The sequence below is a fragment of the Streptomyces sp. NPDC085932 genome, from assembly GCF_044540525.1.
Taxonomy (GTDB): domain Bacteria; phylum Actinomycetota; class Actinomycetes; order Streptomycetales; family Streptomycetaceae; genus Streptomyces; species Streptomyces levis.
In genome coordinates, this window is the sequence record NZ_JBITSJ010000006.1 from 585,657 (window position 1) to 600,065 (window position 14,409).

Here is a 14,409-nt window from a genome sequence, read left to right on the forward strand (position 1 = left end):
GCAGCGCACCCCACCCCGGCAGGGGCACGGGCCGCCCTGTTGCGCCCGCAACCACGGCTGATCTGCTGCCCTCGCGCCGACGGGAGGCCCAGATGCCGAGCTACCACACGAAAACGCCACGTCGGGGGCGCAGCGAGGGGAGAAGGAAGAAGGTCCGGGCCTGGGGGGCGTCACTGGCGGTGCTGGCCGGACTGCTCGTGCCGGCGGCGACGATGACACCGGCCGCAGCGGCTTCCTCCAACCCCACCTTCGCCTACGTCGTGAACGGCTCCGGCACGGTATCGAAGATCGACACCGCCACGGCCAAGGTCACGGGCGACGACATCACCGTGGGCAGCCTCCCCCTGCGCGTGGCGACCACCCCGGACGGCAGACACGCCTACGTCACCAAGGGCGACGGCACGGTGTCGGTGATCGACACCCTCACCGACCAGGTCGTCGGTGACCCCATTGCCGTCGGCCAGTCCCCCCTGGGCGTGGCGGCCACAGCCGACCGTGTCTATGTCGCCAATCTCGGCGACAACTCCGTCTCGGTGATCGACACCGAAACCAACACGACCATCGGCGACGCGATCGGCCTCGAAGGGGCGCCCTGGGATGTGGCGGCCGGCCCGGACGGCAAGGTCTATGCCACCGTTACCGGCTCCGACCAGGTGTCGGTGATCGACACCGGCAACGACAACAGCGTCGAGAACCTGACGGTCGGTGAGGATCCCAAGGGCGTCACGGTCTCCGGCCGGCAGGTCTACGTCGCCGACCATGGCTCCGATGCCGTGTCGGTGATCGATACCGGGGCAGGCGGCCGGGTCACCGACATCCCCATCGCCGACGACGCCGCACCCAGCGACGTGGCCGTCGCCCCGGACGGCCGGCACGTCTATGTCACCGACCAGGGAACGAACAAGGTGTCGGTGATCGACACCAAGGACGAAAACAAAGTCACCGACTTCTTCTCCGCCGGTGACGGCTCCGGACTGAACACCCTGGCGCTCACCCCCGACGGCCGGCACGTCTACGTCACCGAGGGCGGCTCGGGCACGGTTTCGGTGATCGACACCGAAACCAAGCAGGCAACCACCCTTTCGGGTTTCGTCCAACCCGACGGGGTGGCGTTCGCGACCGTCCCCCAGGCCTAACGGCAGCCAAGCGATCGGCAGCCAGCCGCGCACGGCGGCAGGCGACCGTGCTGCCGCGGTCAAGAGCGCGGCGGCCGCACCCGCCGGCCACCTCGCTCGCACGAGCCCGTGACACGGCCCGGCTGCCGGCCGGAAAACCCCCGCCGCGCGGGCCGTGATGCCGCGCGCTGCCCCCGCTCCCGGCGGCCGCGCGGCGAGCCGGCCGGCCGCGGCCGCGCAGGACCGTTCGGATCCGCACGCCTGCCGGCTCAGGGCCCACCGCGCGCCCTCGAAGAGCCCTCGAACGCCGCGGCGTCCGCTCGGGCCGTGCCCGCCGTGCGCATGCCCGCCGTGCGGCGCAGCCACGCAGACCACACGCTCCTGCGCGTGCGCTGCCGCACGGCCGGCCGGACAAGCCCCGTGGGGCCGGGACGCGGGCCGGCGTCCCTTCGTGCCCGGCAGGCGGTGCGGCACGTGCCGCACCGCGCACAGAGGGCAGGACGAACCACGCGGTGCGGGGCGGGTGGTGATGCTCGCGGCGCCGGCCGTCGCCGGCACGGCCCCGTCGACCGCTGATGCGCAGGGCGGGCGGCGCTCCCCGCCGCTCGCCCACGGCCCCCACGGCGCCGGCCCGATCGGCAGGCCGCCCGGTGACGTGGAATCCCGTGCGGCTCCCGCCGACGAGCGGCCCGCGATCCTCCGCTGCGCGCATCGCGTGCACGCCGACGCCCCCGGCCCGCCGCGCCCCCGCCCCGCCCCCGCCCCGGCCGGGGTGGGCGCTGCTGTGGCCGCGTCGAAGGCCAGACCGCGCCGGCCGGCCGCGTCCTCACCCCTGGTCGCCCTGTGCGCTCTTGCCCTGACGGGCGGCTGTGCGGCGGCCACCGGCGCAGAGGAATCCGAACGCGGCCAGCGCCGCCACCAGGAGGCAGCCGCCAAGGACGGTGAAACCGAACGCGACGGCCCTCACGAACGCCTCGTCGGCGGCCTGCACGACGGCGTCCCGGGCGCCTTCGGGCAGCCGGGCCAACAGCTCACCGCGTTCCGGCTCCCTGCTCAGCGCCGCATCCAGCGCGCGGTGCTCTTGGGGCGTGAAGGCCGCATCGGGGCCGGTGAGCAGGGCGGAGCGCCGGCGCCATTCCACGCTCGTCACGGAAGCGTTCACCAGGGCCAGCCCCAGCGTGCCCCCGATCTGCCGGCTCTGCACCGACAGACTCGCCCCCACCCCCCGCGCACCGGCGGGCAGCGCATCGATGATCAACGCGGCCGACGACGGATACACCAGCGGCGTGGCCATTCCCACCACGAGCAGCGCCGGGACGAGCAGCATCAGCTGACGGTGCTCGAGGCCGTGGGCGAGCCACAGCACGGACGCCCCCATCACGGCCAGGCCGGTGACGATCAGCCACATGCCGTGGCCCTGACCGGTCAGGCGCCCCACGGCCGGCGCCAGCGCGAGCGTCGCCACGTTGGTGCACACCAGGAACAGCCCCGCCTGCAGCGCGCCCAGATCGCGCACGTGCTGCAGATACAGGGTCACGTAGACCGTCACGGCGAGCGAGGCGCACTGCACGACGGCCAGGGCGATCAAAGGGGCCGCCACGGCGGGGCGGCGCAACGGCCGCACGTCCAGCAGTGGATCGGCGGTGCGCAGCTGCGTCACACAGAACAGGGCCAGCAGGACCACGCCCACGCCCATGACCCCCAAGGTGTCCGCAGAGGCCAGACCCCACTGTGAGGACCGCTCCCAGGCGAAGACCAGCACGGTGAGCCCCGACCCCAGCAGCGCGCACGCGGCCGCGTGCACCTTCGTCCCCGCCCGCCCGCGCGACTCCCGCACATACCGGCGGACCCCGGCGACGACGGCGAGGGCGGCAGGCACGTTGACGGCGAAGGCCCAGCGCCAACTGCCGTACTGCGCGAACAGTGCCACCACCAGGGGTGCCAGGATGCCGAAGCCGGTGGAGACGCCGGTCTGCACCCCGATCGCCCAGCCGCGATGACGCTCGGGCAGTGCGGTGGTCAGATTGGCCAGGGCCAGCGGCACCGCCAGGGCGACGCCCAGACCCTGCACCACCCGCGCCGCCACGAGGAAGTCCCCGGACGCAGCGAGCGCGCACAACGCCGACCCCGCCGCGAAGCACAGCATCCCCGCACCGAACACCCGGCGGCGGCCCAGAACATCGCCGAGCCGGCCGCTCACCACCACGACGGCGCACAGCGGCAGCAGCGCCGCAACGATCACCCAGTGCACCTGGGAGCTGTCCAGGCCGAGGTCACGCTGGATCGCGGGGAGGGCCACGACGACACTGGTCAGACTGGAGAACAGCACAGCGGTCGCGGTGACGGTGGCCGCCAGGGCGAGCCGCTGCCGCGACGTCAGGTGCCCGAAGTGCCGCATCTCGCGCCCCGCGTCCCTCTGCGCTCAACGGCCTCGGCCCGCGACAGGCGGCCCGCAGCGGCCCCCCCTGGCCCCTCGCGCCGCCCCCGGCGGCCGCCGCACCCGCCGCGAGCGCCACCTCCCCGGCCCTCGACGCGCCGTCACTGTGCCCGCCAACGCCACCCCTTCGGACACCAGGGACGGCCGCCGTCGCCGAACCGGCCCGCACCGCAGGCGGTGTGGGCGTCCGCGTCTGCGGCCCGCCGCCGACTCAGCCCGAGGGGACGCTGCCGATCGCCACATCGACCGGGGTCCCACCGCCGGCCACCGGCTCACCCTGAACGGCCGGGGGAGTGGTGTTCTCGATCAGGGACAGGTTGCCGGAGGCGGTGTTGGTGACACAGGCGCGGGAATCGTCCGGAGTGAGCGCCACGTCCTGCGGCTGGCTGCCCACGGTCAGGCTCGTGACCGTGGGGGTGTCCTCGCCGACCTCGATCACCGACACGCTCTTCGACGCGAAGTTGGCGACATACAAGCGGGCCGGGTCGGCTGTCAGGGCCAGCCCGCGCGGCTGGCTGCCCACGCCGATGGGCTCACCGACGACCTGGCGGGTGGCGGCATCGATCACCTTCACGGTCCCCGAGGCCGTGGCGTCGGTGACGTAGACCCTCTTCGCCGACGCCGTCACCCCCCAGGGCGTGCCGCCGACGTCGATGGGCTCACCGGCGACCTGGCGGGTGGAGGTGTCGATCAGCGACACACTGCCCCCGCCTGTGTTGGTGACGTACACCTCGGCGCCGTCCGGGCCGACGGCCACACCCTGGGGTGAGTCGCCGACGGAGACGGAGTCGACCACTTCGCCGTTCTCCCCCTTGCCCGTGTCGATCACCGACACCGTGTCCGAGCCGGAATCGGCGACGTAGACGCGGGAGTTGTCCGGGCTGACGGCCACACCGGCGGGTTGGGCACCGACCTTGAGGGCATCACCGAGGACTGCCTGCGTGGCGGTGTCGATCACCGACACGCTGCCGGAGGCGCTGTTGGTCACATAGACCCGTTCGCCGTCCGGGCTGATGGCCACACCAGCGGGCTCCTCACCCACATCGACGGGATCGCCGACGGCCTTGCCGGTGGCGGCATCGACGACCGAAACGGTCCCCGGAACGACGTTGGTGACATAGGCCAGGACCCGCTCGTCCTGCGCAGCGGCAGGCACGGTCACGGACACCGCCGCCACCAGTGCACCCAGCACGGCCAGGTTCGCCGCCCTGGCCCGCAACCCCCTCCGCCACGGCTGCCGGTCCCCGCCGCCCCGCCCGGCGCCCACGCGCCCCGGCTGCTCGCATCCCGCGTCATCGGGCATCGTGACCACCTCGCAGGCACCCCGGGGGGTGCGCAGTGCGTCGGACTGGAAAGCGGCACGAACCCTGCCGGAACACCCCACGCCGGCGCGGCACGAGGACCGCCGCGGCCGGCAGAACCACAGGGGGCGAGACCGAAAGGCCCGGCATCGGCATGCCGGAACACGGCCCGTGCGGGTGAGACGCCTCTCGTAGGCCAGCCTACGACGCCGCCCCTCCCGCCGCGAGTGACACCGGCTCGCCGCCGGCGGCTGCAGCCCGCACGGGGGCACCGCCGCACACCGTACGAAAGGGGCCGGACCGAGGTGGAAAGCGATCCACCTCGGTCCGGCCCCTTTCGGCGTCCGCCGCCCACGGGCCGTCGAAGCGGTTTTCCGGCTGCTCAGCGCCGGCGGTCCGAGCCTCGCGCGGCCACGCAAGCGCGCACCGGCTCCGTCACGAATTCGGGGTGGTGGCGGCGGCGATCTCGGCCGGAGGGACGAAGCCCTCGGTCACGGGCATGTCCTTCGGGAGCTTGTCGTACTGAATGGTGAAGTTGGCGTTCCCGTTCTTGTCGGGATTGTCGAAGTGGACGTCGTGGAGGATCCACTTGGTCGTGCCGAACTTGACCGTGAAGGTTCCCGTGGCGCGGAGCATCGGCTCCGTCGCCCATACGGAGACCCTGGTACGGGCCGGGACGGGCGTGTCTATCGAATGAGTGAACTCATGCTGCTTGGTCAGCTGATACCCGAACGACTCCTCGAATTGCATGCTCACGAGCTTTCCGAGGCCGGCCTCGGTCTGGAGCCGGATCCCGAGGCTGTTCGTCTCGGAAACAACGTCCTTGATCTCGATCCTCGAACTGGGGCCGTCCTTCTTGCTGGAATTCGTCACGCTTGCGCCGATCTGATGGGTCGGCAGATGGAACTGAACCGGCTTCTTGGTGGCATCGAAGGAGCACTTGACGTCGTTCTTGTCGCACAGCTGCCTGAGGACGTCCGCCTGCTTCTGGCCCTTGCCGTCCCCGATCTCGATGACCGTGCCGGGCTTGTCCCCGATCATTATCTTGTCGCCGTCGACCTTGCACTGAATGTCAGGGTTCTCGGTCTTGCCGTCATTCTTTACGGATTTGCAATCCGCCCACCCCTGGTGGACGAGGTTGTTGTGCAGATTGACAATGACCTTGCCGGCGGGCTTGTCGGACGCCCAATCGATCATCTGGTAGGTCAGCTGTCCCTCACCCCAGCGAGCTGCCCTCCACGGCAGCTCCCAGTGGTTGGCGTCGGCGGCGGGCTTCATGACGTCACCCACCTCGGGCAGATCATTTTCCGCGTTCTCCCAGCCCTCCTTCCCCGTCGCCCCGCCGTTTTCGACATCCCCGGACTTGAAGGACTCCAGCTTCGCGAGCTGGCCGCTGACGTTGTAGACGTGGAAACCGTTGCTGTCGCCCTGCGGGCGCACGTCCTCGCCGGCGGCCGGCGTCTGTGATGCGCCGTCGGCGGCCGGAGGAGACGACTGGCCGGCGGCGGCCGGCGGATTCGACGAGTCGGCGAGCGCCAGGGGGGCCATGGCAATGCCACTGCCCAGAGCACCGGCGGTGGCCAGCCCGGCGATCAGGGCCCTGCCGCGGCGGGAGGAGGCGGCCTTCGGGCCGGAGGTGGACTGCTTGAACATGAAATCTTTACCTTTTCGGCTGGATCGGAACTGCGTTCCTGTGAAGTGGCGTCCTCATCGGCCCCCGCCTGCGCCCCGGCCGCTGCGGTTCTTGCGGCGTTACCGAAAATGCTCGCGGTCATGGCTCGCCGGCAGAACCCGCCGATCGGCGGGCTGAAGGGGTGACGGCTGCCGCTGCTGTGGGTGGAGCAATCGCGCCGGGACGGGGGACGTGCCTGGTGCCTGTGAGCCCTTCACCGCCCGGTGCCGGCAGCACCCACCTGTTCAGCCGGGGCCGATCAACGGGGAAGAACCAGCCCCGAGTTCGCCCCCCCGGGGGGAACCTGACGCGTCCTGCGGGGCCGGCGCCGCCGCGGGCGGGACGCTTGGCCGCGCAGGCCGGGAGCCGGCCGCGGGCATAGACTCGTGACCATGACCTTGACGGTCGGCGCTGTGTGAACGCCGGGCGGTCACGCCGCTCAGCGGCGGCGCGATGACCACCGATGACGCGGCCGGCCAGGGACGTCCCTGACCGGACACGCGGTGGCCCCCTTTGCCAGGGGCGCGGGAGCACGTGGCGTTCGTCCGAAGCCGGGACGTGGGTGATCACAGTGCCGAGAACAGCCGAGCGCGCGGAGCGAGGCGGTGAGGGCTCAGGCCGTCGCCGCGGCCGGATCAGTCGTGGGCTGCGCGCGTGCGCGGCGGGGCTGGTCGCGGTGGTCATCCCGCTCATCGTGGTCACTCCCGCCCACGCGCAAGCCCAAACGCTCGCGTATGTCGCCAATGTCGGCTCGGGCACGGTGTCGGTCGTTGACACCGCCACCCACACGGTCACCGACACGGTCGACACCGGTGGCAGCCCTGAGAACGTGTCGCTCACGCCGGACGGCTCTCGTCTCTACGTCACCCTGACCGGAGGCGGCGTGGTGGTGATCGACACCGCCCGCAACACCGTCACCGACACGATCGACGTGGGGCCCGGCCCCCGGGGGCTGGCGCTCACACCGGACGGCTCGCACGCCTATGTCACCCGTGCCGGCGGCACCGTGGCGGTGATCGACACCGCCCGCAACACCGTCACCGACACCATCGACGTCGGCTCCGCTCCGCGGGGCGTGGCGGTGGGGGACAGCGCCTATGTCGCCGATACCGGATCGGACACCGTGTCGGTGATCGACACCGACACCGACACCGTCACCGCCACCCTCGACGTCGGAGACTTCCCCCAAGGCGTAGCGGTCAGCCCGGACGCCGCCTACGTCACCAACTCCAACGCGGGCACGGTCTCGGCGATCGACACCGGTACCCATGATGTGTCCTCCATGAAGGTCGGTGCATTCCCTCTGGGTGTGGCGGCCGCCTTGGTCAATGGCGCAAACGCCTACGTCGCCGACTTCGACGCGGGCACCGTATCGGTGATCGACACGGCGTCCGGCTCCGTCGCCGGCACCGTTGATGTCGGCGGCAACCCGCAAGGGGTGACCGTGAACGGGGACAGCACCCGCGTCTATGTCACGAACGCCTCCACGGACCGGCTGTCGGTGATCGACACGGGGACCAACAGCGTGTCCACCACCGTCAAGGTGGGCGAGGATCCCTTCGGCGTGACGGTCGGGTCCGTGCCCAAGCCCTAGGCGCGCACCGCTCCGGCTCAGCGTCCCGTGGCGCGCAATTCGCCCTGCCTGCCCCCTGATCGGCCGGCTCCGCTCCGCCCGATGGCACCCCATCCTGAAGGCGCGGGGCAACCGCCCGGAGCAGGGCCCCCGGGGATCACACCACCCACCGCGGCAGCCCGTCCTGCCGTGGCCTGTCCAGGAGGGCACGGATGCAGTCGACCACAGCCGCCCGCGCACCGGACACGGCCACGGCACCGCTGAGCCGCGCCGGCCGGCGGCCGTGGTGGTCACGGGCACTGGCCCGCGCGGCCGTCCTCATGGCAGCTGTCGCACTGGCCGCCCCGCCGGCGGCAGCGGTGAATGCCACCGCCGGCACCGCCCACCGCACCCAAGCCCGGCACGGTGCCCACACGGTCCACGCTCGTCAGCAGGAGCACACCACGAGGTGACCTCCCGCAGGCGCGGCAGGAGAACCGTCCTGGGCCCGGCGCCACCGCAGGCCCTTGCCGCGGGCGGCGTCCCGCCCGGCCACCGCCCGTGCGGGACGCCGACGGCTGGTGTGCCGCACGGTGAGCGACTGTGGCCGGTGGCGGGCCGTGCCGCTTTCCGGTGCCGCCCGCTTGGGCCTGCCCGGCTTGGCCGGTGCCCGCCGTGCGGGCAGGCTGGGAGGAAACCAGCCTGATGCGGCGGGCCCCGCTTCCGTGGGCCGGCGCAGCCGGTGGCCGGCGTGTGCGGTGCCCGTGCGGTTCTCACCGGCCGCCCGGACGGGCGGACGCCGCGCCGGGCCGCATGCCCGGGGAAGCGAGCAGGACATGGCCAGCCAGCAGCAGCCGCGTCGACGCCTGCGGGCCTGGATGCTGCAGGGGCTTGCCGAGACAGGCCGCCCGGGGGAAGCGAAACCCGCCCAGCGGCCGCAGCCCCCGCACGCCGGCCAGCCGTGGTACCGGGTGATGTGCCTGACCGGGGTGGACTACTTCTCCAGCCTCGGCTACCAGCCCGGCATCGCCGCTCTCGCCGCCGGTCTGCTCTCGCCGGTGGCGACGATCGTGCTGGTGATCGTCACCCTGGCGGGTGCTCTGCCCGTCTACCGGCGGGTGGCCCAGGAAAGCTTCCACGGGCAGGGGTCGGTGGCCATGCTGGAGCGGCTGCTGACGTTCTGGAAGGGCAAACTCTTCGTCCTGACCCTGCTGGGCTTCGCCGCGACCGACTTCCTGATCACCATCACCCTGTCCGCCGCGGACGCCTCCACCCACCTGCTGCACAACCCGCACCTGAACGCACTGCGCGAGCAGCAGATGCTCGTCACCCTGGTGCTGATCGCCCTGCTCGGTGCGGTCTTCCTCAAGGGCTTCATCGAGGCCACCGGCGTGGCGGTGGCCCTGGTGGGCACCTACCTCACCCTCAACGCGATCGTGGTCGGCGCGGGCCTGTGGCAGGTCGCCGAGCACGGGCACCTCGTCACCGACTGGCAACGCGCCCTGAGCGCCGAACACTCCAACGTCTTCCTCATGATCGGCGTGGCCCTGATCGTCTTCCCCAAACTCGCGCTCGGCCTGTCCGGCTTCGAGACCGGCGTGGCCGTGATGCCGCACGTACGCGGCGATGCCCGGGACACCGAAGCAAGACCGGCGGGCCGGATCCGCGGCACGAGGAAACTCCTCACCACAGCCGCGCTGATCATGAGCGCGTTTTTGATCACCACCAGCTTCGTCACCACGCTGCTGATCCCGCAACGGGAGTTCGAAAGCGGCGGCCAGGCCAACGGCCGCGCCCTGGCCTACCTGGCGCACCGGTACCTGGGCACAACCTTCGGCACCGCCTACGACATCGCGACCATCGCCATCCTGTGGTTCGCCGGCGCCTCCGCGATGGCCGGCCTGCTCAACCTCATGCCCCGCTACCTGCCCCGCTACGGCATGGCCCCGCACTGGGCCGGCGCGGTGCGTCCCATGGTCCTCATCTTCACCCTCGTCGGCTTCCTCGTCACCTGGATCTTCGACGCGGACGTGGACGCCCAGGGCGGCGCCTACGCCACCGGCGTGCTGGTCCTGATCACCTCGGCGGCCGTCGCGGTGACCATCGCCGCCCGCACCGCCGGCCAGCGGCGCTGGAGGAACGCCTTCGCCGTCATCTCCGCCGTCTTCCTCTACACCACGGTCGTCAACGTCATCGAACGCCCGCACGGTCTGGTGATCGGCGCCTGCTTCATCACCGCCATCATGGCCGTCTCCCTGCTCTCCCGCCTCGCCCGCTCCTTCGAACTGCGCGTCAGCGAGGTCCGGCTGGATCACACGGCGGAAGAGTTCGTGAGGGATCTCGCCTCGCGCGAGGTGCGGTTCATCGCCCTCGGGCCGGACCACCGGGACCCCGCCGCCTACCGCGACAAGATCGAGCAGATCCGTGCCGACAACGACGTCCGCCTCACCGACGACGTCGTCTTCCTGGAGGTGAAGGTCACCGACCCCTCGGAGTTCGAGTCGGAACTGACGGTGCACGGCGAGACCAGGCACGCCCGCTACCGCGTCCTGACGCTGCCCAGCGCCTCGGTCTCCCACGCCCTGGCCGCTTTCCTGCTGCACGTGCGTGACCTCACCGGCCGGATCCCCCACGTCTACTTCCAGTGGACCGAGGGCGACCCCCTCGCCAACTTCCTGCGCTTCTTCCTCTTCGGCCAGGGAGAGGTCGCCCCGGTGACGCGCGAGGTGCTGCGCAAGGCGGAACCCGACCGCGCGCGCCGCCCCCGCGTCCACGTCGGCTGACCCCCCCGCCCCCCCGGGGGCCCGGACCCGTCCTCCGCCGACCCCGCCCCCGGGCACCTGGCTCACCCGGGCACCGCCCCCGCTGCCGGCAAGCGGCCTTCGCACCGGCTGGCCCGGCGTCCCGCCAGGTCACCGGCACCGGCCCCCGAGCGCGCCGCAGACGTCAGCGAACCTCCCCCGCCACGTGGGCCGGCCGGGGGATGCCCCGGCCGCGGCAGACCGGTCAAGCTCGTCACAGGGGGCCGTCGGCGGGGATGGTTCGCCGCAACGCGAGCATCCGCCAGTACCGAGGAGTACTGCTGTGATCACTGCGTATGCGAGCATCACCGCAGGCCGGACGAGGACACCAGCCTCGCCGCGCCGGCCGCGGCCGGCGCGGGCGCCCGGAGCAGGCGGCCCCGGAGCGGTGCGGCCCGGCACGCCTCGCCCGTTTCGTGACCGCGCCGGCGCGCCCGCCCGCCACCGTGGCCGGCCCGCGGGCGCGTCGAAGCCGCCCTGCCCGTCCCCGCGTCGGCGCCAGGAGGGCGGCTGCGCCGTGAGCGCGGCCTTCGGGGCCGCCCTGGGCAGCCTGTCCCTGCCGCTGATGATCTGCCTGCAGAGCCGGTTCGGCTTCAGCCCGGTGACCACCTCGGCGATCACCCTGGTCGTGATCGCTCTGTCCTGCCTGACCGCAGGCCGGGCGGGCAAGCCGTCCGGCACCCGCACCCCCGGCCGGACCGCCTCTGCCGGCGGCGCGCTGCTGATCGCGGGCGCCGCCGCTCTGGCAGCGCTCGTGCACCAGGGCGTCGCCCTGCAGACGCTGGCGGCCCCCCTGCTCGTGTCGGGCCTGGGCCTGGGGCTGGTCTCCGCCTCGCTCGCCGCGATCACCCCGCGGCCTCTGCACGGTGCCGTGGCCGGCACGGCACCGAGCGTCGTCAACCTCGCCCGCCGGGCCGGCGCAACCCTCGACGGCTCCGGCACGGTCTTCCTCTTCCAGGACCGCATCGGCGCCGCGCTCACCGCCGCCACCCAGGCCACCCTCGCCCTGCCCGCCGTCGCCCTCCTGGTGGGGCTGGGCTGCTGCGCCGTCCTGCGGTCGGCTCTCCCGCAGGTCGAGTAGGCGCCGAGAACCCCTCGGCCCGCCTGCCGTTGTACTGATCGCCGCTCCCCGCCCCCGGCAAGGACGGGGAGCTCGCCTTCATCACCGTCGCACCAAACCGCTGCGCCGGATTGCGGCCCGCGGCAGGAAGAACCCTCGCCACGGGCCGGCCATCGCTCAGCGGGCCTGCAGGTACACCCGGTCCGTGCCGGCGGCGGAGGAGCAGGACGCCCTCTCCTCGGCGGTCATCTTGCGCGAATCGACCATCACCGCGCTGCGCCTGCCGTCGGTTCCGCTCGGCGCCGGGCTCGTGATCACATCCGGCACGTACCAGAAGTAGTGGCCCCACTTGCGGTCCTCGTAATGGGTCTGCCAGGTGCCGGACACCTGCCGCATCAGCTGCGCCCGGGAGATCCATCCCACTTCGCCCGGCGCCACCGTCACCGTGGCCGTGCTGCTCTCGGTGTGCGAGGTCTGCCAGGTGTAGTTGTACGTCGCGGTGACACTGGCGGTGAAGATGCCCGCCAGGCCCCCGCCGGTGGTGACCGACACTCCCGTCGAGTGACTGGAGCCCACGGTGTCGGACCAGGTGATGGACTGCGAGGCGGGGGAGGAGGAGCAGTTGAACAGCAGATCCGACACCGGGCGCCGCTCACCGAGGTAGGCCTTTCCCACCTTCGGGTCGTTGAACGTGCACTGGCCCTCGCCGGATTCGCAGTCCGCCATGATCTGCTCACGGGTGGGCCCCCGGTCCTCCTCGGCCGCGGCGGGCAGGGCGGTGGCAGCGACAGTACCGACCGCGAGCGCCAGCAGGCTCACGGTGCGTCCGCCACGACGCGCGATGCGGTTGATCGTCATCAATCGACGCCTCTCACAAGTTGGGGGGAAAGTGACACACCGGAAAACCGCCGTGGCCGGCGGGCCGGTGGCACCGTCTTGTGCTCATGAGGCTCACGTGACCAAAGCCGATACAACACCAAGGAATTGCAAAATGTCTGACGGAAATGCGAACTGATTTATCGTCAGGCGGCGTACGGGTCTCGGGAATTGTCACGCTGTCATAAAAGCCGGTTTCTTTTTGACACCCGTGTTCTTCCGGTACCGCAAAGAACACGTCATCGTCTCGCGGCGTCCCGTGCGATGCCGCCGCGGAGCCGAGAGCGCGGGGCGGCGTGACGGGCGGTGGTGCGCGCCGGCCCGTCCTGGTCGCCGGGGCGCTGTGCGGCCGCGGCGCGGCGCAGGCGGAGGTAGTCCTCGGCCCCCCAGCCGAGCACCGCCTCGGTGAGCAGCAGCGCAAGACGGCCGTCGCTCTGGTCGAACTGTTCGGCCGCGTGGCGGCAGTGCGAGCACCGCACGCAGTGGGCATGGACGTCGGCCGGCGTGCGGCGCCCGCAGGAGGCCTCCAGCAGGCGGGTGTAGCGGGTGCATTCGCGCGTGGGGGCGAGTTTGGCGTGCAGCTCCGTGCACCGGCTCAGCAGCAGACCGCGGCAGTAGGCCGCCCGGGTGGCGGCCGTTGCGGCCTCCATGCCCAGCAGCGGGGCGATCCGGGCGCAGTCCTCCTTCTCCACTTCGCGGTGCCACAGCAGGCACTGGGCGTCGGGCGGCAGTTCGCTCAACGCCCGGGCCAGCAGAGCGCGGTGGGGCGCCGGACGTACCGAACCGGCCAGGGCGGCCCGCTCCAAGGAGGCCGACAGGGCGGCGTGCGGAGCCTGCAGCAGCTGCTCCGCCGCCTCGCGGACCGCCACCACCAGGCGGGGCCGGGCCACCGGGGGCAGATCGTAGCGCAGCAGTTCACGAAAGACGCCGCGGGCCGCGGCCGCCTCCAGCCGGGCGGCGGTGCCCGGGGTCCTCGCGCACAGCCGCGCGTAGGTCCGCATCGCGGTGCGGTGCCGGGCCAGCAGAACGACGGCGAAGCCGGTGGTGGCGCCCCTGCTCCGCGCTGTCTGCGTCATCAACTCGGCGTCCGACAGGTGGGTGAGGCAGGGCGGCTGCGGTGCGGGGCGGGGGAGGGGGGAGGTGAGGGGGTGCATGCACTCATTTCCGATGGACGGGGCAGGCCGGGGCGTCACCCCGGGGTGGACCGCCCGGGACGATGCCGTCCCGGGGCGGGGCCCACTCCTACCTGGAGTGCCGCCCGATGTCACCGCACGCCGTGACCGTGGGTGCGGATATGGACACGTCCGGTGATCCGGGGGGTGGGTCCGGCGCGCGGGCCCCAGGTCGCGCGATGCGGCCACGACGCAGGACCGGACACCCGCCGGAGCGCGATCCGTTCAGGACCCGGGCGGGTGCATGCCACATGCCGACGCCGCTGATCATTTGCGGTCACCGGGCGGCGTCCTCATGCCTATGTCAACTCGGCCGGAAAGTGCCCGCACGGCGGCCGAGCCCCGGGCGGGTGCCCGGGGCCCTGCCCGGACCGGACCGCACTTGCGCCGTCCCGCCCATCCCGGCCTCACGCCAAGTCCGCT

10 protein-coding genes are annotated in these 14,409 nt (G+C 72.3%); 5 read left to right on the plus strand and 5 right to left on the minus strand.

What is annotated here, in order from left to right; genetic code table 11:
- The first annotated feature begins 92 nt into the window (after positions 1-92).
- Positions 93-1,136: a beta-propeller fold lactonase family protein gene (locus tag ACIGAQ_RS29755; RefSeq protein WP_399788215.1), complete on the plus strand. Its 1,044-nt coding sequence runs from the start codon at positions 93-95 to the stop codon at positions 1,134-1,136.
- An 805-nt stretch (positions 1,137-1,941) separates the two neighbouring features.
- Here ACIGAQ_RS29755 and ACIGAQ_RS29760 read toward each other — a convergent pair.
- The 3 genes from ACIGAQ_RS29760 to ACIGAQ_RS29770 form a co-directional block, all read right to left on the minus strand.
- Positions 1,942-3,513 (minus strand): MFS transporter, encoded by a 1,572-nt coding sequence (locus ACIGAQ_RS29760; protein ID WP_399788218.1) that lies wholly within the window; start codon positions 3,511-3,513, stop codon positions 1,942-1,944.
- 250 nt (positions 3,514-3,763) lie between these two features.
- Positions 3,764-4,855: a hypothetical protein gene (locus ACIGAQ_RS29765; RefSeq protein ID WP_399788220.1), complete on the minus strand. Its 1,092-nt coding sequence runs from the start codon at positions 4,853-4,855 to the stop codon at positions 3,764-3,766.
- Between the two features lie 433 nt (positions 4,856-5,288).
- Positions 5,289-6,506 carry a hypothetical protein gene (locus ACIGAQ_RS29770; protein ID WP_399788223.1) on the minus strand — a complete coding sequence of 406 codons (1,218 nt, stop codon included), beginning with the start codon at positions 6,504-6,506 and terminating at the stop codon, positions 5,289-5,291.
- 695 nt (positions 6,507-7,201) lie between these two features.
- On the opposite strand from ACIGAQ_RS29770, the gene ACIGAQ_RS29775 reads away from it, so the two are divergent.
- From ACIGAQ_RS29775 to ACIGAQ_RS29790, 4 genes are all read left to right on the plus strand, one after another.
- Complete coding sequence (locus ACIGAQ_RS29775) at positions 7,202-8,119, plus strand: hypothetical protein (RefSeq protein ID WP_399788226.1); 918 nt, start codon at positions 7,202-7,204, stop codon at positions 8,117-8,119.
- A 191-nt stretch (positions 8,120-8,310) separates the two neighbouring features.
- On the plus strand, positions 8,311-8,550 hold the full coding sequence (locus ACIGAQ_RS29780; protein WP_399788229.1) for a hypothetical protein: 240 nt from the start codon (positions 8,311-8,313) through the stop codon (positions 8,548-8,550).
- 363 nt (positions 8,551-8,913) lie between these two features.
- Entirely contained in the window at positions 8,914-10,860 is a 1,947-nt protein-coding gene (locus ACIGAQ_RS29785; RefSeq protein WP_399788232.1) for an amino acid transporter, read from the plus strand.
- A gap of 535 nt (positions 10,861-11,395) precedes the next feature.
- The gene (locus ACIGAQ_RS29790; protein ID WP_399788235.1) at positions 11,396-11,959 is read left to right on the plus strand and encodes a hypothetical protein; all 564 of its coding nucleotides are present in this window, start codon (positions 11,396-11,398) and stop codon (positions 11,957-11,959) included.
- A gap of 156 nt (positions 11,960-12,115) precedes the next feature.
- On the opposite strand, the gene ACIGAQ_RS29795 is transcribed toward ACIGAQ_RS29790, so the two are convergent.
- Together ACIGAQ_RS29795 and ACIGAQ_RS29800 are read right to left on the minus strand one after the other, a co-directional pair.
- Positions 12,116-12,796, minus strand: a complete 681-nt coding sequence (locus ACIGAQ_RS29795) for a hypothetical protein (RefSeq protein ID WP_399788238.1) — start codon at positions 12,794-12,796, stop codon at positions 12,116-12,118.
- A 257-nt stretch (positions 12,797-13,053) separates the two neighbouring features.
- Positions 13,054-13,890 (minus strand): hypothetical protein, encoded by an 837-nt coding sequence (locus tag ACIGAQ_RS29800; RefSeq protein ID WP_399788241.1) that lies wholly within the window; start codon positions 13,888-13,890, stop codon positions 13,054-13,056.
- Positions 13,891-14,409 lie beyond the last annotated feature (519 nt).